The sequence below is a fragment of the Mesorhizobium sp. L48C026A00 genome (assembly GCF_000502375.1).
Lineage (GTDB): Bacteria > Pseudomonadota > Alphaproteobacteria > Rhizobiales > Rhizobiaceae > Mesorhizobium > Mesorhizobium muleiense.
The window spans coordinates 84392-102118 of the sequence record NZ_AYWU01000007.1; the positions used below are offsets into that span (position 1 = coordinate 84392).

Annotated in this window: 16 protein-coding genes and 1 pseudogene; 10 read left to right on the top strand and 7 right to left on the bottom strand. The window is 64.9% G+C overall.

Annotated features, from left to right (window positions below):
- Positions 1-18 precede the first annotated feature (18 nt).
- Genes X738_RS57010 through X738_RS57030 form a run of 5 tightly spaced genes read right to left on the bottom strand, consistent with a single transcriptional unit; the run spans position 19 to position 5556 of the window.
- On the bottom strand, positions 19-897 hold the full coding sequence (locus X738_RS57010) for a MurR/RpiR family transcriptional regulator (protein WP_023799046.1): 879 nt from the start codon (positions 895-897) through the stop codon (positions 19-21).
- The gene (locus tag X738_RS57015; RefSeq protein ID WP_023799047.1) at positions 894-1871 is read right to left on the bottom strand and encodes an ABC transporter permease; all 978 of its coding nucleotides are present in this window, start codon (positions 1869-1871) and stop codon (positions 894-896) included. Before X738_RS57015 ends, X738_RS57010 begins: the two co-directional genes overlap by 4 nt.
- Positions 1872-1887: 16 nt before the next feature.
- The gene (locus X738_RS57020; protein WP_023799048.1) at positions 1888-3417 is read right to left on the bottom strand and encodes a sugar ABC transporter ATP-binding protein; all 1530 of its coding nucleotides are present in this window, start codon (positions 3415-3417) and stop codon (positions 1888-1890) included.
- A 56-nt stretch (positions 3418-3473) separates the two neighbouring features.
- Positions 3474-4532 carry a sugar ABC transporter substrate-binding protein gene (locus X738_RS57025; protein WP_023799049.1) on the bottom strand — a complete coding sequence of 353 codons (1059 nt, stop codon included), beginning with the start codon at positions 4530-4532 and terminating at the stop codon, positions 3474-3476.
- Positions 4533-4566: 34 nt separating this feature from the next.
- A complete protein-coding gene (locus X738_RS57030; protein WP_023799050.1) occupies positions 4567-5556 on the bottom strand; it encodes a TIM barrel protein in 990 nt (329 codons plus the stop codon).
- A gap of 238 nt (positions 5557-5794) precedes the next feature.
- Here X738_RS57030 and X738_RS57035 point away from each other — a divergent pair, with 238 nt between their 5' ends.
- The 6 genes and pseudogenes from X738_RS57035 (at position 5795) to X738_RS57055 (ending at position 12102) form a co-directional block, all read left to right on the top strand.
- A complete protein-coding gene (locus X738_RS57035) occupies positions 5795-6397 on the top strand; it encodes a CDP-alcohol phosphatidyltransferase family protein (RefSeq protein WP_023799051.1) in 603 nt (200 codons plus the stop codon).
- A 30-nt stretch (positions 6398-6427) separates the two neighbouring features.
- Positions 6428-8209: a bifunctional alpha/beta hydrolase/class I SAM-dependent methyltransferase gene (locus tag X738_RS57040; RefSeq protein ID WP_023799052.1), complete on the top strand. Its 1782-nt coding sequence runs from the start codon at positions 6428-6430 to the stop codon at positions 8207-8209.
- Between the two features lie 2 nt (positions 8210-8211).
- Complete coding sequence (locus X738_RS57045) at positions 8212-9549, top strand: phosphatase PAP2/dual specificity phosphatase family protein (protein WP_023799053.1); 1338 nt, start codon at positions 8212-8214, stop codon at positions 9547-9549.
- A 265-nt stretch (positions 9550-9814) separates the two neighbouring features.
- The gene (locus tag X738_RS57050) at positions 9815-10243 is read left to right on the top strand and encodes a hypothetical protein (RefSeq protein ID WP_023799054.1); all 429 of its coding nucleotides are present in this window, start codon (positions 9815-9817) and stop codon (positions 10241-10243) included.
- 8 nt (positions 10244-10251) lie between these two features.
- Positions 10252-10911 (top strand): annotated as a pseudogene (locus X738_RS0141530) (lysophospholipid acyltransferase family protein); the annotation flags it as partial.
- Between the two features lie 192 nt (positions 10912-11103).
- Complete coding sequence (locus X738_RS57055; RefSeq protein ID WP_023799056.1) at positions 11104-12102, top strand: phosphatidate cytidylyltransferase; 999 nt, start codon at positions 11104-11106, stop codon at positions 12100-12102.
- Positions 12103-12338: 236 nt separating this feature from the next.
- On the opposite strand, the gene X738_RS57060 is transcribed toward X738_RS57055, so the two are convergent.
- Positions 12339-14330, bottom strand: coding sequence for an AI-2E family transporter (locus X738_RS57060; protein WP_023799057.1), 1992 nt, complete (start codon positions 14328-14330; stop codon positions 12339-12341).
- A 139-nt stretch (positions 14331-14469) separates the two neighbouring features.
- The gene (locus tag X738_RS57065) at positions 14470-15399 is read right to left on the bottom strand and encodes a hypothetical protein (protein ID WP_023799058.1); all 930 of its coding nucleotides are present in this window, start codon (positions 15397-15399) and stop codon (positions 14470-14472) included.
- Between the two features lie 289 nt (positions 15400-15688).
- Between X738_RS57065 and X738_RS57070 the strand changes: the two genes are divergently transcribed.
- From X738_RS57070 to X738_RS57085, 4 genes are all read left to right on the top strand, one after another.
- Entirely contained in the window at positions 15689-15952 is a 264-nt protein-coding gene (locus X738_RS57070; protein WP_023799059.1) for a hypothetical protein, read from the top strand.
- Positions 15953-16201: 249 nt separating this feature from the next.
- Positions 16202-16429, top strand: coding sequence for a hypothetical protein (locus X738_RS57075; RefSeq protein ID WP_023799060.1), 228 nt, complete (start codon positions 16202-16204; stop codon positions 16427-16429).
- A 355-nt stretch (positions 16430-16784) separates the two neighbouring features.
- Entirely contained in the window at positions 16785-17006 is a 222-nt protein-coding gene (locus X738_RS57080; RefSeq protein ID WP_023799061.1) for an alkylphosphonate utilization protein, read from the top strand.
- A gap of 140 nt (positions 17007-17146) precedes the next feature.
- On the top strand, positions 17147-17509 hold the full coding sequence (locus X738_RS57085; RefSeq protein WP_023799062.1) for an SPW repeat protein: 363 nt from the start codon (positions 17147-17149) through the stop codon (positions 17507-17509).
- Positions 17510-17727 lie beyond the last annotated feature (218 nt).

Sequence of the window (17727 nt, forward strand, 5' to 3'; positions counted from 1 at the left end):
ATGAGCCGCCCCAATCTTTCATGAACCGCCCTTGTCCCGGCGTTTCGACGTCACCGCCGACATCGTGCGGCCGAGATTGCGCTCCGCCGCCTGGTAGTCGCGCTGCGCCACCGCGACGAACAGCGCGTCGAGAATGTTGAGCTGGGCGATGCGCGCCGCCGCGTTCTCGCCCATCAATGGCGAGCCCTGCGCGGTCGAGCACAGCACGATGTCGGCGACGGCGGCCAGCGGCGAGTTGTCGTAGTTGGTGATCGCCAGCGTCCGCGCGCCGCTCTTGCGGGCGAGATGGATGGCATCGATGACGGCGCTGGTGTTGCCGGAATGCGAGAAGCCGACGGCGACGTCGTCGGCGCCGAGCAGCGAGGCCGACATCAGCATCATGTGCGAATCGTCGTAGACGGATGCCCGGATGCCGATGCGCAGGAATTTGTGCGAGACGTCGCGCGCGATCTGCGCCGAACCGCCGACGCCATAGAAATCGCGGTTCCTGGCGCGGTACAGAAGATCGGCGGCGCGGTCGAAATCGTCCATGTCGAGGATCGCCAGCGTCTCCTCCAGCGCCTGGATCGAGGTGCGGAAGACTTTTTGGACGATCTCGGCCGAACTGTCGTCGACCGACAGCTCCTGGTGCATTTCTGCGGTCGGCAGGCGGCTGTATTCATAGACTGCGGTGCGGAAGTCGCGATAGCCGGAAAAGCCCAGTTTCTTGGCGATTTTGACCACCATCGCTTCCGACACGCCGGCCTCCTCGGCGATCTGCTTGAGCGGAATGGTCTCGTCGAAGCCGCGCCGTCCGAACACGGTTTCCACCACCTTCGCCTCAAGCGGTGTCAAATGCGGCATCATCATGCGGATCCGCGGTCCTACTGCTTTCAGATCCAGGCTGGTCAAGGTCATCCACGTCCCCTCGTCACGCGATCGATGAGCATCGCGGCGAGGATTATAAGGCCAGTTGCCAGCAGCTGATAGAAGGACTGGACATTCATCAGCGTCAGGCCGTTGCGCATGGTGCCGAGGATGACGGCGCCCAGAATGGTGCCGACGACGCTGCCCTTGCCGCCCATCAGCGAGGCGCCGCCGATGGCCGCCGCGGCAATCGCATCGAGCTCCCAGAGATTGCCGAGAATAGGCTCGGCGGCACCCAGCCGGCCGATCAGGATCTGCGCGGCAAGGGCCGCCAGCAGGCCCGAGATCATGTAGGCGGCGATCTTGGTGCGGGCGATCGGCACGCCGGCTATGTAGGCCGCCTCCTCATTGCCGCCGACGGCGAGCAGATATTCGCCGAAAGGCGTTTTCTTGAGGATGATCCAGGCGATCAGCGCGACCACGGCCACGATGATGACCGCCAATGGCAATCCGAACAGCGAGCCGTTGAAGATGGCGCGGAAGCCGGCTGGCAGGCCGAGCACCGGATTGCCGCCTGTATAGATCAGCGCCAGCGCCCGGTAGGTGCTGAGCGTTCCCAGCGTGACGATGAAAGGCTGCAGCCCGACATAGGCGACCAGCACGCCGTTGAGCAGGCCGCAGACGAGGCCGATAGCGAAGCCGGCGGCGATGGCCAGCGGAAACGGCACGCCGGCAACCAGCATCGAGGCCGAGATGACGGCCGAAAGGGCTGCCGTCGGCCCGACCGACAGATCGATGCCGCCCGAGATGATCACCAGCGTCATGCCCAACGCCAGGCAGGCGTTGATGCTCGACTGCTGCAGGATGTTGATCAAATTGCGCTCGGCAAAGAAGCCCGGGACCAGCGCGCCGAAGACGGCGAGGATCACCACCAGGCCGATCAGCGTGCCGGCGTCGCGCAGCGAAAACCGGTGCAGGAATTCAGCCCGTGGGCGCGCTGCTGTGTGTTCGGTTACATCAGTCATCCGCTCCTCCTGTCCGTTATGCACCGGCCGATGGCCCTGCGCCTTGCCGGCCTTGCGTCTCCGATTGGGGTATGGCGTGCGCCGCGATCGCCTGTTCGCTGAGATCAGCCCGGTCGAGTTCGGCGGCGACCGTGCCGTCGCGCATGACCAGCACGCGGTCGGCGAGCCGGATCACCTCGGGAAGCTCGGACGACACGACGACGACCGAATGACCTTCGGCGGCGAGCTCCTCGATCAAATGGTAGATCTCCGCCTTGGCGCCGACATCGATGCCGCGCGTCGGCTCGTCGAACAAAAGGATGCGCGTTCCCGCCGCCAGCCAGCGGCCGATGATCGCCTTTTGCTGGTTGCCGCCGCTGAACAGCCGGATCGGCCGGTCGAGCAGGAACGGGCGCAAATTGACCCGCTTCATCTTCTCGGCCGCGACCCGTTTCAGCCTGGTGTGATCGATGACGCCGCGCGGTGCGAACACGCCCATCGACGCCAACGCCATATTGCTGGAGATCGACCGCAGCGGCACGATGCCTTCGCGCTTGCGCTCCTCCGGCACCAGGCCGATGCCAGCGGCGATGGCGTCGCGCGGACTGGAAAGTTTTATCGCCTTGCCGTCGATCTCGACCCTGCCCGACGAGGCGCGGTCGGCGCCGGCCAGCAGCCGCAGCAGTTCGGTGCGGCCCGAGCCGACCAGGCCGGCAACGCCCAGCACCTCGCCGCGATGCAGGTCGAACGAGACGTCACGGACCTTGGTCGCCGAGGCGAGGCCACGCACGCTCAGCCTGACCTCGCTCGAGGTGTGGGAGCGGTGCTGTTCCTGGGCGAGCTCGCGGCCGACCATCATCGAAACGACGGCTTTTTCCGACACTTGCGCCAGATCAATGGTTTCGACCACGACGCCGTCGCGCATGATGGTGGCGCGCTGGCAGATGCCGAACACCTCGTCCAGCTTGTGCGAGACATAGACGACCGCGACGCCGTCGCGCGCCAGTCCGGCAATGACTTCGGCCAGCCGCTCGAACTCGCTCGGCGTCAGGCTCGATGTCGGCTCGTCCATCGCCACGATGCGCGCCCGATCGAGAAGCGCCCGGGCGATCTCGACGATCTGCCGCTGCGCGACCTTCAGGCTGCCGAGCGGGACTGCCGGATCGATCGTCGGATCGAGGGCGGCGAGGGCTTCGGCAGCGCGACGCTCCTGCTCGCGGCGGGCGACGAAGATGCCGCCGCGCGTCAGCGGATGGCCGAGGAACATGTTCTGGGCGACGCTGAGATGCGGCACCTGCTGCAATTCCTGATGGATCATGGCGACGCCCGCGGCGCGCGCCGCGACCGGATTGTTCAGCGCCACCGGTCTGCCGTCGATCAGCACGCTTCCGGCGGTCGGCCTGTAGACCCCCGACAGGATGCGCAGCAGCGTCGATTTGCCGGCGCCGTTCTCACCGAGCAGGCCATGGATTTCGCCGGCGCCGACGGAAAAGGACACATCGCTCAGCGCTCGCACCGCCGGAAACACCTTGGAAATGCCCTCGAATTGCAGCCGCGGGACAGACATTGGTTCTATTCTCCAGGCAAAGGGCGCCAGCCCGGCCGGCACCCGCAGTCCTGCCCTTAATTGCCCGCTGCCGCGTCCTCGAGCAGCGCCTTGCGCACGGCGTCGCCGGCGCCGGAATAGCGGTCGGCATTGTCCTTGGTGATAAGCGCCTGCGGCGTGGCGACGACGCGCGGCAGCTTCTGCCCGGCCACCAGCCGCAGCGCCGATTCCAGCGCCACCTCGCCGGTCAGCACCGGGAAGCTGTCGACGGTGCCGGTCAGTTCGCCGGCGCGGATCGAGGCATAGGCGTCGGAGATGCCGTCGGTGCCGAAGACGGCGACCTTGTCCTGCAGGCCGGCGGCCTTGACCGCCTCGACGATGCCCAGCGCCATGCCGTCATTGTTGGCATAGAAGCCGATCAGGTCGGGGTGCTGCTGCAGGATGTTGCTGGCCGCGTCGAAGGAGGTCTGGCGGTCCCAGTTGCCAGGCACGCTGGCGACGACCTCGAACTTGCCGGCTTCGGTGATCGTGGTCTTGAAGCCATCGGTGCGCTGGACGGCGGCATAGACGCCGGCCTGGCCTTCGACGATGGCGACCTTGCCGCCATCCGGCCGGTTCTTGATGAACCATTTGGCGACGCGCACCCCATTGTCGCGCTGGACATTGCCGACATAGTGCTCGGCCTGCGGGATGACCGCGTCGTTGACGTTGACCACCGGCACGTTGGCGGCCCTGGCCTGTTCCATGATCGGCTGCAGGTTGGAGTCGGTCTGCGGCGAGACCAGCAGCACGTTGTAGCCCTGCGTGACCAGGCCTTCGGCGATTGTCAGCTGGCCGAGCTGGTCGCCCTCGCTCTGCGCCGCCTGGTAGACGACCGGCACGCCGACGCGATCGCCGAACGACTTGTAGCCCTCACCCAGCGAGCGCCAGTATTCGTTGGTCAGCGTCTTGGAGACGGCGCCCGCCCTGGTGCCGTCGGGCAGCTTGGGCAACGCGCCGAACTTGGCCTCGAGCTGCGACCAGTCGATGCGGTCCTTCTCGGTATCGGAATTGAGCGGCGCGAGGTCCGCGGAAAAGGCCGAGCCGATGGACAGCGCCATCAGCGCAGCGGTGGCGGTGGCAAGCAGAAATTTCATGGTCTTTCCTCCCTTGTTGAAAACGGCGCCGGCCTCAGTTCTCCGGCCCGAGCATGGCTTCCTGGATGATGGCTTGCGACGCGACCGCGTCCTGGCGGTCGATGGCGGTGGACAGGCGATTGTCCTTCTCCAGCCGGTCGACGACGCGCAGCATGCGCTTGACGGTGGCGATGTTGACTTCGCATTCGTGGACCGGATCGAGGCCGGTCATGTCGGGGAAGGTGTCGAAGTAGATGGCGCCGGCGTAGCCGTCGCGGCGGATCTGGCGGAGCAGCTCGATCGTCTGCAGCGTGTGCACTGCGCCGACCATCAGGCCGTCGTCGCGCTTAGCATAGCCGTCGTTGAGATGCACGCCCAAGAGTTTGCTGTGGCGCGCCACAAGTGCTGCGGCAAAGGCCGGCTGCTCGTCGGCATAGAGCACATGGGCGAAATCGAGCGTCACGCCGAGATTGGGCAGGCCGATCTCGCGGATCGCCAGCAATGTCGTCGCCGCGTCGGGCATCAGGCTGTAGGAACGCGGCTCGTTGGGCTTGTACTCCAGGCTGATCAGGCAGTCGGGATCATGCGCTGCCACTTCACGAATACCATCAATTTCGTGTTGCCATAGCGTCGCGTAATCGGCCTGGAAGGCATAGTCGAAGCCATCCTGGCCGAGCCACAGCGTCATCAGATTGGCGCCCGCCTCACGCACGGCGTCGATGCCGGCCTTGGTCAGGTCAATGGCTTCGCGGCGAACTGCCGGATCCGGATTGGTGAAGGCGCCGAGCTTGAAGGCGGGATTGGAGTAGTAGCGCATGGCAAAACCATTGATGGAAAGCCCGAGATCGCCGAGTTTTTGTGCCATTTCCGCAGGTTTTTCATCGACATGATCGGGAAAGTTGAGGTCGAGGTCGGTCAGCCCCGCAACCTTCGCCGCTCGCGCCGCCATCTGCAGCATGGACGGCTTGCCGACAAGATCCGGCCATTCGGCCTGCGGCCGCGAGGCAAAGGAATTGAGGCGTGTGGCGAAACGACTGGCTGTCATGGATGACCCTTTTGGTGGACATAACTTCACATATTTTTGAGTATTTGTAAAGTTCTCATTTGAGGGCTCTAGGGAATTCGACCTTGAGGCGGCGCCGCCAAACCGTAAGGCCTGCGCATGGTAAGGTTCCGGGCGGGCGCTGCTGATCGTAACCCTGTACAACCGCTCGTCGCCCTTGCGTCTTGCGCGCCAATTGATCATTTTCGCCGCAGTTGCACCGCGGCCGGGGGGTTCGCACATGCCGACGCTTTATGCGCTGAAACCGGCCTTCCAGGCCAGACTGCGGCCGCTCGCCGACCGGCTGGCCGGGGCCTGCGTCACCGCCAACCAGATCACGCTGCTGGCTGCCGCCCTGTCGGTTGCCACCGGCGTTGTGGTCGCGGCCCTTGCCGGCCATCGCGCGGTCTTCCTGCTGATGCCGGTGGTGCTGTTTGCGCGCATGGCGCTCAACGCCATCGACGGCATGCTTGCGCGCGAACATGGCCAGGCCTCAAAACTCGGCATGTATCTCAACGAGCTCTGCGACGCCGTCTCCGACCTGGCGCTGATCCTGGCCTTTGCCGCTCTCTTCCCTGCCTGGGGCGTCGTCGCCTTTGCCGTCACAGCAGTGCTTGTGGAGTTCGCCGGCGTGCTTGGCATCGCGGCAGGCAGCGGGCGCAATTATGCCGGGCCGTTCGGCAAGAGCGATCGGGCGCTGGCGCTCGGCATCGTCGCCGTCCTCGTCGCCTGCGGCCTGTGGGTGGACGCGATCACGCCGTTCGTGTTTCCGGCAATGGCTACACTCTCGCTGGTGACCGCCATCAACCGGATACGCAGCGGCCTTAACGGGAGCGGCGACTGAAATTCCGGACGCATCCGCCTGGGGAAAAACATGCTTCATGAACCGACGATTGCTGCTTCCGCAGTTGAGCAGCGGGTGGCGCAGGAGCGCACCTTCCGCAGCCATGACGGCACCGAGATCTTCTACCGCTACTGGCCGGCGGTCGGGCAACCCGCCAAGGGCGCGGTTGTGCTGTTCCACCGCGGCCACGAGCACGGCGGCCGCATGGCTCATCTGGTCGACGAACTCGATATGCCCGGCCATGCCTTCTACGCCTGGGACGCGCGCGGCAATGGCCGCTCGGCCGGCGAGCGCGGCTATGCGCCGTCTTTTGCCGCACTTGTGCGCGACATCGATTGTTTGGTGCGCGAGATTGGCAGAGACGGTTTTTCCCAGCGCGACATCGCGCTGATCGCGCAATCTTTCGGCGCGGTGCTCGCGGCCGCCTGGGTGCATGATTATGCACCGCAGATTCGCGCCTTGGTACTGGCCTCGCCGGCCTTCTCGGTCAAGCTCTACGTGCCTTTCGCCAAGCAAGGCATTGCGCTGTGGCAGAAGATCAAGGGCCGCTTCTTCGTCAATTCCTACGTCAAGGCCAAGTTCCTGACGCATGACCCCGAGCGCATCGCCTCCTTCGAGGCCGATCCGCTGATCACGCGGCCGATCTCTTCCAACATCCTGGTCGAGCTCTACGACCACGCCGCCCGCATCGTCTCGGATGCCCGCGCCATCACCGTGCCGACGCAATTGCTGATCTCCGGCAGCGACTGGGTTGTGCGGCATGGACCGCAGCACGAATTCTTCGTCAATCTCGCCAGCCCGGCCAAGCAGCGGCATGTGCTGCCCGGCTTCTTCCACGACACGCTGGGCGAACGCGACCGCCGCAAGGCACTCGACCTGATCAAGCCGTTCCTCGAAAGGCAGTTCTCGACGCCACAGAAGTCCGTCGACCTGACCGCGGCCGACCGCGTTGGCTACACACGCGACGAGGCCGACTGGCTGGCCTCGCCGCTCGCTTTGCTGTCACCGAAAGGCCTCTATTGGGCAATGAGCCGCGCCTCGATCCGCGCGGGCGCCTGGCTGTCGTCAGGCATGAAGACCGGGATCGCCACCGGCTTCGATTCCGGCTCGACCCTCGACTACGTCTATGAGAACCAGGCGCGGGGCGCCGGTCCGCTCGGCCGCATGATCGACCGCACCTTTCTCGACGCCATCGGCTGGCGCGGCATCCGCCAGCGCAAGCTGCATCTCGAAGAGCTGATCGGCAGCGCCACTCGCACGCTGAAGGCCGCCGGCCGCACGGTCCATATCGTCGATATCGCTGCCGGCCACGGCCGCTACGTGCTCGACGCCGTCGCCAAATGCACCGAGCCGCCGGCCAGCGTTCGGTTGCAGGATTTTTCCGAGCTCAACGTTTCGCTCGGCTGCAAGCTGATCGCCGAGCGGCCCCTGCCGACCGATGTCTCGTTCCACCAGGCCGACGCCTTCGACGCCGAGATGCTTGCCGGGCTCGATCCGGCGCCGGACCTGGCCATCGTCTCCGGGCTTTACGAATTGTTTGCCGACAACGCCATGATCATCCGCTCGCTCGGCGGGCTGGCCAGGGCGATGCAGCCCGGCAGCCTGCTTGTCTACACCAACCAGCCCTGGCATCCGCAGCTCGAAATGATCGCCCGCAGCCTGACCTCGCATCGCGGCGGCCAGGCCTGGGTGATGCGCCGGCGCACGCAAGGCGAGATGGACCAGCTGGTGGCGGCGGCCGGCTTCGAGAAGCTCGACCAGCGCATCGACCAGTGGGGGATCTTCACCGTATCGGTCGCGCGGCGCGTCTGAGCATGGTCTTGCCTGTCCTTGGCCCTGCCGCCCCTTCTGCCCCTGCGCGCGAGCCGTACGCTGGAATCGCGCTGCGGGCGGCGCTGTGGCTGGTCTTTCTGGCGCCGTTCTTCTACGCGAGCTACGGCTTCGCCAACTGGCTGGCGTCGCAGCGCGACGATGTCGGCAGCATCGTCTTCGCCTGGGAGCACAACATCCCGTTCATCGCCTGGACGATCGTGCCCTACTGGTCGATCAATCTGTTCTACGGCCTGTCGCTGCTGCTCAACGATACCAAGCGCGGCGTCGATCGGCTTGCCGGCCGCTATCTGACGGCGCAGATCGTCGCCGTCGCCTGTTTCATCCTGTTCCCGCTGACGGCGACCTTCGTGCGGCCGCAGACATCGGGCCTGCCAGGCTTCATGTTCGCGGTCCTCGGCGGCTTCGACAAGCCGTTCAACCAGGCGCCGTCGCTGCACATCGCGCTGCTGGTCATCATCTGGGATCATTGGCGCTATCGGCTGAAAGGCATGGCCGGCGTCGTCTGGCATGCCTGGTGTTTGCTGATCGGCGCCTCGGTGCTGACGACGTGGCAGCACCATGTCATCGATATCCCGACCGGCGCTTTGCTCGGCTTCTTCGCCCTGTGGCTGTTTCCGCGCCACGGCGAATTGCCGTTCGCCGGCTTCCGGCTGACCGCTGATGCCGGCGCGCGGCGGCTGGCGCTGTTCTACGCGCTGGTTGCAGCGCTGGCGCTTGCCGGCGCCGCTGCCGGCGCCTTCGTTTTGGCGCTGTGGCTCATCTTGCTGTGGCCGGCGCTGGCGCTGGCCATCGTTGCCTTCGCCTATGCCGGAGCCGGCGCCAAAGTGTTCCAGAAAACGGCCGACGGCAGCGTCTCGCTGGCCAGCCGTGTCTTGCTGCTGCCCCACCGGCTTGGCGCCACGATCAATGCATGGATATGGACGCGCAAGCTGCCGCCGCATGTCGCCATTGCCGACGGTGTCTTCCTCGGCCGCTTTCCCACCGTCGCCGAGGCTGGCGCATTCGGCACGGTGATCGACCTTGCCGGCGAGTTGGAGCGGCCGCGCGGCGTCGCCTGCCGCTGGACGGCTGTCGCCATGGTCGATCTTTTGCCGCCCTCGCCCGAGGCGCAGGCGCAAGCGGTGGCGGCGATCGAGGACGCGCGCAGCTACGGCACGGTGCTTGTCTGCTGCGCGCTCGGCTTCCAGCGCAGCGCCGGCGCCGTCGCCGCCTGGCTGGTTGCCACCGGCCGCGCCGACACGCTGGCGCAAGCGCGAACCAAGCTCGCAGCATCGGGCCGGCCGGTGCATCTTCGGATCGCGATGGACGAGCCGGCATGAACAGTTCGAGCAATAGACGAAGCCACTTGCCAAAGTCGGCGCTGCCCCTCACCTGCCTGCCGGCATCCTCTCCCCGCATAGTGACGGGGAGAGGGGCGCCGTCATCAGCGGTTTCGCCAATCACCAGCGTTTTAGAAATGGCGCCGACACCGCGGCCAGCCTCTTCTCCCCGTCACTATACGGGGAGAAGTGCCCGGCAGGGCGATGAGGGGCGGCGCAGGCGCTTGGAAAAGGGCGGCACCAAACCTGAAGCGATTATTCCGGCATGAGTGCCCATCGAGACCAAGCCGAAGCGTTCGCCGCCGGGCTGATGACGCAGGCGGTGTGGCCGCTGTTTTTGGTGCTGGCCGCTTTGGCGGCCGCGCCTGTCATTGCCGTGGCAGCGCAGCCACAGGCGACCACGCTGGCGGCAGCGGCCTGGCTGGTCGCGGCAGCGAGCGGCGTCGTCACTCTCGCCGTCTCGGCCCTGCTTGTCTTCGACGCGTTGCTGTTCCGGCTGATGGCGAGCCACATCAGCGAGGCCGCCGGCGGTGCCTCGGTCGACGACGTGCTGGCGCGCATGCGCGTCAAACCGGCCGCTGCCGGCATCCGCTCGCTCGACCGGCGCATCGCGGGCACGCAACGTCTGCTGATGAAGCAGCGCATCGCGGTCGGCCTGGTCGTGGCGGCGTCCCTCATCGCCGTGTCTTTCTGAGCCCGACGATGAGCAAGCTCGGCACAAGCACCTTCACCCTGCTGCAGACCGTGACCTCGGTCGGCCTGTCGGCGCTGGCCTGGGCGGTGACCGGCGTCCGGCCGATCTGGAACGGCAGCCAGCCGTCGGACCGGCAGCGCATCTACTTCGCCAATCATGCCAGCCACGGCGATTTCATCCTGCTGTCGGCCTGCCTCAGCGAGAAGCAGCGCGCCCGCACCCATGCGGTCGCTGCCGCCGACTATTGGGGAAAATCGCGGCTGCGCCGGTTCATCGCGCAGGACATGCTGTCCTCCGTGCTGATCCACCGGCAGTGGACCGATGAGGCGCAGAACCCGATCTCGGTCATGCTGTCGGTGCTCGATGAGGGCCATTCGCTGATCATCTTCCCCGAGGGCACGCGCAACATGACCGACCAGCCGCTGCTGCCGTTCCGCTCCGGCCTCTACAATCTGTCGATGGCGCGGCCCGACGTCGAACTCATCCCGTGCTGGATCGAAAACATGTCGCGGGTGCTGCCCAAGGGCCAGTTCGTGCCGGTGCCACTGCTCTGCCGGGTGGTCTTCGGCGCGCCGATCGCCATTGCGCCCGGCGAGGAACGCCGAACCTTTCTCGAGCGCGCCCGCCAAGCACTGCTGGCGCTGAACCCCCGCCCGCCAACGCATGATGCGGAAAAGTGGAATCCGGTTTACCGAAAAACATCATGCGACCAAAACAGCGTCGAGCCCAAAGAGCGTAGAGCCCAAAGAGCTGGAGATCGTGCCGGATCCGGTATCCGGCACGATGCTCCCGGACACGATCCTCCAATACACGATGCTCCCAGACACGATGTTCCAAGAGACGACTAGAACAACATGCCAATGCACGAGACGCTTATCATGGTTGTCGGCCTCACTGCGGTGCTGACCACGGCAAGCCTGGTCGCCGGCATCCTGTCGTGGCGCGCGCCGAAGCCGCTGTCCTCGACGCTGGTCAATCTCAACCAGCGCATCAACGCCTGGTGGGTGATGGTGGTGGCGATCACCGTCGCCTTCTTTTTCGGCCGCGCCGGCATGACCATCCTGTTCGCGCTGATCTCGTTTGCCGCCTTGCGCGAATTCGTGACGCTGACGCACAGCCGCCGCAGCGACCATTGGGTGCTGCTCGGCATGTTCGGCATCATCATCCCGTTCCAGTACTGGCTGGTGTGGACCGCCTGGTACGGCCTCTTCACCATCTTTATCCCGGTCTACTGCTTCCTGCTGATGCCGGCGATCACCGCGCTGCACGGCGACACCGAGCGCTTTCTCGAGCGCGTCTCGGCGCAGCAATGGGCGGTCATGATCTCGGTCTATTGCGTCAGCCACGTGCCGGCGCTGCTGACGCTCGATGTGCCCGGCTTCGAAGGCCGCAACTTGTTGCTGGTCGCTTTCCTGATCATCACCGTGCAAGGCAGCGACGTTCTGCAATACATCTTCGGCAAGCTGTTCGGCAGGCATCTGATGTCGCCGAAGGTTTCGCCGTCGAAGACCTGGGAAGGGCTGGTCGGCGGGCTGGCGACGTCGAGCCTGCTTGGCGCGCTGCTGTCGTTCCTGACGCCGTTTTCGCCGCTGCAGGCGGCGGGCGTCGCCTTCATCGCCTGCCTGATGGGCTTCCTCGGCGGGCTGGNGTTTTCGCCGCTGCAGGCGGCGGGCGTCGCCTTCATCGCCTGCCTGATGGGCTTCCTCGGCGGGCTGGTCGCCTCCGCCATCAAGCGCGACCAGGGGGTGAAGGACTGGGGCCATCTGATCGAGGGCCATGGCGGCATGATGGACCGCGCCGACAGCCTGGTCTTCGCCGCCCCGGTTTTCTTTCACACGGTGCGCTATTTCTGGACGTGAGGGCGAGCTACGACCTCAGAGGCTGTTTCGAAAGTCGCTCCGGCGAATCATATGGTGGTGGTTTCGAGAACCGGAGCGCAGCGGACATTTGGGTCCGTGAGCACCGGAAGCGCAGAAAACNATCATATGGTGGTGGTTTCGAGAACCGGAGCGCAGCGGACATTTGGGTCCGTGAGCACCGGAAGCGCAGAAAACGCCATCAGATGGCCGCCGGAGTAGAGTTTCCAAACAGTCTCTTACTTTGCAGCCGCAAGCGGCGCCTTCCTGGCCGGGCGCGGCCGGCGGCGGATGCGGCGCTTGGCAGCGACCTTCAGCGCAACCGGCGGATCGCTCGACAATGCGCCCAGAACGGCTTCGACCATGCCAAACGCCACAAAATCGGCGTTGATGTCATTGGTCCATTCGACTTCTGTCTTTTTGTCGTCGCCGTCCTTCGACCAGAACACGATCCCTACCCGCAGCGCCGACCTGGCACGTTTCAGCCGACGAACAAGAAAACGGGCGTGCTTGACCGAGTCGCGGTTCAGGAATCCGACCACAACGGTGTCGACAGCGTCGAGCTCGAGCCGGCGAATGCCAGTCGGATCCATATCGGCAAAGCTCGCCTTCGAGACCGTCGCCCCCTGGACTTCGAGCACCTGCGCCAGCATGGCGGCGGCGGCATCGTCGAGTTCGCCGCGGCCGCCGGCACACAGCACCGACATCTCCGTGCCATCCGGCAGCTCAGTGTCGTCCTCGCCCTCCGCTTGAGCCTGCTTGTCCTTGTCCGCCGGCGCAGGTTCGGCTGTGGCCGGATCATCGTCCTCCTCCGCTTCCTCCCGTGCGCTGTCGTCGAGGTTCGCCACCAGCATCTGCGCGCTGGCCGCCACCCGCCGTCTTTGCTCATCGCCCATGACGCCGCGCACCCGATCCTGCTCGCCGAGCAGCAGTGCGGCAATGGCGACCTTGTCATAGAATTCGAACAGATATTTTTCCTCCAGCATCTCCTCGGCGTGATCCGTGGCTTCCTCTGGATCGCCGGCCAGCAGCCGTTGGTAGAGCCGGGCGTGGGGTTCGAGCACCGGTTCGTTGCCGAACAGGACGTCGAGGAATTCGAATTGCGGCACGTGCCTGCCGAGCACGACGAGGCAGACCGTGAGCGGCGTCGACAGGACCAGGCCCAGCGGGCCCCAGAGCCAGGTCCAGAAGATCGCCGCAACGATGATGGCCAATGGCGAAAGCCCCGTTCGTGAACCGTAGAGCCACGGTTCGACGACATTGCCGGTGATCATTTCCATGACCACGAACAGACCGGCGGTCCACAGCACGAGCGACCAGCCAGGCGCCACGGCAAGCGCCAGGAACAGCGGCAGCAGCGCACCAATGATCGGGCCGATATAGGGAACAAAGCGCAGCGCCAGCGCCAGCAAGCCCCACAGCAGCGCATTGGGTATCCCCAGAATCCAAAGCCCTGCTGTAACCGGTATGGCATAGACGATATTCACGACCAACTGCATGAGCAGATACCGGCCGACCCGCTTGCCGGCATCCTGGAGCGCCTCGGTAGTTCGATGAAGGTCGCCGTAGCCGACGAGGCGTATGAAACGGTCGCGCAGGTCCTCGCGCTCAAGCAGCATGAATATGACGACGACGACGATCAGGCCTGCCGACGCCAGCGGGCTGATCAGCGGGCCGATCAGGTTCTGCAGAACCTGCAGCGGCCTTTCGCGTGCGATGATCTCGACAGGCACCGGATCGCGCCGTGGCTGATCCGCAGCGGGCGGTGAGGTTTCCTGCCTGTCGAGTTCCTGGCCAACGCGTTCGATCGCCTCGCTCAGCCTGGCGATGACGCCGCCGCCGACGCCGGTCTCCTTCAGGGATCGGACTTTGGTCAGGATATTTGACTGGTAAAGCGGGATGTTCTGCGCCAGTTCGCTGACCTGCGTGGCGACAATGAAGGAGAACAGCGCAAGGACGGTGAATGCGCCTAGCACACTGGCGATGACCGCAGGAAGACGGGGAATGCCGACCCGTTTGAGTGCCGAAACCAAGGGTGCAAGCGCAAAGGTCAGCAGCAGCGCGATTGCGATCGGCAGGAAAACCTCGCGCCCGAAATACAGGGCCGCAACCGCCGCCACGACGGTCGCGACGGTGGGCAGCGACATGCGCGGCAGGGCCATGGCAGCCGAAACAACGCCCACCAGCCCGGGCTCCGACGGATGCATGCCGTTTCGCCGATTGGCCGCCACTTGATGCCTCCACCCTGCCATGACCATGATCGGGCATATTGAGCCGGCATGCAACGTCCCCACCTTGGTGCCAGCGAGCCCCGCGCGAGCGACAAGCGGTCTTCGTCTCTCGCTCAGCCCGGGGTCAGACGGCCCGGTGTCAGGCGGAATGGCTCAGCCAATGACGGTCGAACACGTCGACGATGGCGCGGAACTCGGCCGGCGGGATCTGGCTGGCGCCGCCGTCGCTGTCTCCGACGAGGAATTGCGCCAGCTGCCGGTCAACCGCTTCCGTCTGCTCGACGGACAGGCCAAGCGATGCCAGATCGGCGGCGATCGATCCGTCGGGCGGCAGATATCCGCCCCATGCCTGGGGCGCCGGATTGCGCAAGCGGACCATCAGGATCCGGGTCAGCGACGGCTGCGGCTCCGGGCCGATGATGGTGGTGCCGCACAAATAGCCGCCAAGCACGCTTCCCGGCCGCGAGTGCGGAAACAGGCACAAGAAGAATTGCGCTTCGCCGCTGGCTTCCTTCAGATGCGCATAAAGCCCGCGTTTTGCCGACGTCATCTGCCCACCGAGCAGCAGCTGCCCGGTCGGCAAGGCCTCGCGATAGGCGGCGGTCAGGCCGTTCGCCCCCGGCCCGACCTCAATCGACAGGCTGCCCCTGATCAGCTGGCCGCGATAGTAGGGCGACAAGGCGCTCGAATAACAGGCGTAGGTTCCGGCAAGGGCCAATCCAGGGCTCCGCTCCTCATGCCCGGCAGCGGTTTCGAAATGCGCATTGGCGCGGCGCTCCAGTTCGGCCCTGTCGATGCCGTGGCGGGCACAGATCGCCGCGGTAAAACCTGGCAGGTCGCTCTCGGCGATCCAGGCGCCGGGCTGCTCCAGCTTGAGCAGCTTCGTCCAGTCGTCGTAGACGCTGAGCTCGCGTGGCTGGGAGCGCCCCTGCAGCCATTTATCGGCGCGGCCGAGGTCGAACGCCGTCTTCGGGTTGACGCCCCGGAACGCCGCCGCAAGGTCCTTGCGGGTGACGGTCCCCAGCACGGCCGCGGTCAGCCGCAATTTCTGCGCGATATGCTGTGCCATCCTACCCGCCCCTTTATGCCGCCGCGAGGATAGCACGCGCCGGCTATACTTTTCCACAAGCTAATATTCCAGAAATTCCGGAGAATTCCACGCCCCTCCACTCGCCTGCGCTTTTCGCCCCGCCGGGCCGCGCTAAGGTCGCGCAGGGCAGGGGCAAGTTATGAAACTCACGCTATTTAGGCCTGAATACCAACACCCTTCCTCAGTCATTTGAACGACGGCGAAGCCGAGCTCTCGGCACCGGCACAAACCAGCGTAGATGCCGCCTCAACAAGGAAGGAATAATTCGATGTCCTGGATTGCCTCCCCCAAAATCCCTTTCACCGCGGTTGCGGCTGGATCCGCTGCACTGCTGCTGCTGACCTTCGGGCCGGATGGACCGTCGCGTGCCGCTGCCGGCTCGCGCGCGGCAGCGACATATGGCAAGGCGGCTCCTGCGGCGCCGGTCATCGATCCGACGCGCATCGAAGTCGACGGCGGCGCGCACGTGATACGCTTTTTCATCGACGGCAAGCAGGTCGCCCTGCTCGACTCGAACGGCTTCAGGGATTGATCTTAACACCAGCGTTGGCCGCGACATTGAGCGGCCAAGCGCAAACTGGATGTCTGGGTTCTGTCGCGGCCGCTCCAAGCTTCGGCCTGATGCGGCTGCAAGCCTACACGTGCCGGCAACTGCTCACATTGTACTTTTCCACAAGCTAATATTCCAGAAATTCCGGAGAATTCCACGTCTTCCACACAGCGGCCGTGTCCGGGCCGGCGGCCGCGGTTAACCTTACGTTAACCATGGAGGGACCTCGTCATGAAACTTGCCCTGTCTGCACTTCTCACCGTGCTCGCACTTTCGCAAGCCGTGGAGGCCAAGACGAAAGCCGTTGCCACCGATGCCAAAGCGTCCTCAGCCGAGAAAAACCGGCCGCCGCTCGACAACAAGTCCACCAGCGGGATCACGTCGTCTGATGCGACGGCGGCGCCAGCCGACAACAATAGATCCAGTCTGTATCCGCCGGCGATCTATTTCAATTTCTAGAGTCCCTCCATCCGTTGTGGGGCTCAATCTTTAACCGCCGTACGCCGCTTGCGGTGTCCGCGATCGACGGGTCCGCATTTCGACAGGTCACCTGTTCGACAAGTCATTTGTTCGACAGGCCACTTGATCGACAGGCTTAGCCGGCGGCGCGCCAGGCTGTGATCCTCCACCTTCCGGTGAAATCGGCTTCAACCACGAGGCATCGCCGACTTCGACGGGCGATACGGCCTCCTGACATGAGCAACAAGGGTGCCCTGCCCGCTTCACGCGCCAGCGATGGCACAGTTGCCACCACGCTTGACCTTGCCGCCGTCCGCCGGATAATCCGCTATCCCCTTCGATGAAAGACCCTGATATGACAGACGCGATCGCAAGAGACAGCAACGGCGCCCAGTTGAACGAGGGCGATTCCGTCACCCTGATCAAGGATTTGAAGGTCAAGGGCACGTCGGAGACGATCAAGCGCGGCACGCTGGTGAAGAACATCCGCCTCACCGCCAATCCCGGCGAGATCGAGTGCAGCACCAAGCAGGTCAAGGGCCTGGTGCTGAAGACCGAGTTCCTGAAAAAGGCGTGATCGCGCCCGGCACTCAGGTGCGTAACCGGCCGCCCCCGGCGCCACTCCTTGAAAGCGCGCGAAACTGCGATATATCAATGACTAAGCGTGCGTTGCACGCGACGTAGTGCTTTGGTCAAGCTTCATCTGTGGAGGTTGTCATGGCAAACGATCTGATGGAAGGAAAGAAGGCCCAGGATTGGATCAACCTGATCCTTGCGGCATGCCTGTTCATCTCACCCTGGGTTATCGGCTTCGCTGCTGAAACCGCTGCTGCCTGGAACGCCTGGATTGCCGCGGTCGTGCTCGGCGCCTTGGCGCTCGCGGCGCTTTCAGTATTCGCCGAATGGGAAGAGTGGGTGAACCTTGTCGTCGGGCTCTGGCTGATCGCGTCGCCCTGGCTGCTCGGCTTCGTGGCAAACGCCAACGCAATGGCGACCCACGTTGTCCTCGGCGTGCTGGTGGTTGCGGCATCGGCCTGGGCAGTCTGGGACTCCCGTCATCATCCGCCAGCGCATGCGTGATCGGTGACGACTGATGCTTGTCGCCCAAAACCATGCCCTCGGGCCTAACCCGAGGGGGCGCAGCGGTTTTGGGGGTAACGACAGGCACAGAAACAAAGACTTAAAGCGCGTCGATTTCCTTTCGAACGCGAGGCGCTTTAAGGGAGGAGCGCGGCGCGCGAGCGGCGGGCTCCTTCTAAAGCCTGAGATCGGGCCCGCTAGAGTGTTTTTGCAGCCAG

Coding starts and splice junctions, on each gene's coding strand:
- X738_RS57010 (WP_023799046.1), bottom strand. CDS start 897: ATGACCTTGACCAGCCTGGATCTGAAAGCAGTAGGACCGCGGATCCGC.
- X738_RS57015 (WP_023799047.1), bottom strand. CDS start 1,871: ATGACTGATGTAACCGAACACACAGCAGCGCGCCCACGGGCTGAATTC.
- X738_RS57020 (WP_023799048.1), bottom strand. CDS start 3,417: ATGTCTGTCCCGCGGCTGCAATTCGAGGGCATTTCCAAGGTGTTTCCG.
- X738_RS57025 (WP_023799049.1), bottom strand. CDS start 4,532: ATGAAATTTCTGCTTGCCACCGCCACCGCTGCGCTGATGGCGCTGTCC.
- X738_RS57030 (WP_023799050.1), bottom strand. CDS start 5,556: ATGACAGCCAGTCGTTTCGCCACACGCCTCAATTCCTTTGCCTCGCGG.
- X738_RS57035 (WP_023799051.1), top strand. CDS start 5,795: ATGCCGACGCTTTATGCGCTGAAACCGGCCTTCCAGGCCAGACTGCGG.
- X738_RS57040 (WP_023799052.1), top strand. CDS start 6,428: ATGCTTCATGAACCGACGATTGCTGCTTCCGCAGTTGAGCAGCGGGTG.
- X738_RS57045 (WP_023799053.1), top strand. CDS start 8,212: ATGGTCTTGCCTGTCCTTGGCCCTGCCGCCCCTTCTGCCCCTGCGCGC.
- X738_RS57050 (WP_023799054.1), top strand. CDS start 9,815: ATGAGTGCCCATCGAGACCAAGCCGAAGCGTTCGCCGCCGGGCTGATG.
- X738_RS57065 (WP_023799058.1), bottom strand. CDS start 15,399: ATGGCACAGCATATCGCGCAGAAATTGCGGCTGACCGCGGCCGTGCTG.
- X738_RS57070 (WP_023799059.1), top strand. CDS start 15,689: ATGTCCTGGATTGCCTCCCCCAAAATCCCTTTCACCGCGGTTGCGGCT.
- X738_RS57075 (WP_023799060.1), top strand. CDS start 16,202: ATGAAACTTGCCCTGTCTGCACTTCTCACCGTGCTCGCACTTTCGCAA.
- X738_RS57080 (WP_023799061.1), top strand. CDS start 16,785: ATGACAGACGCGATCGCAAGAGACAGCAACGGCGCCCAGTTGAACGAG.
- X738_RS57085 (WP_023799062.1), top strand. CDS start 17,147: ATGGCAAACGATCTGATGGAAGGAAAGAAGGCCCAGGATTGGATCAAC.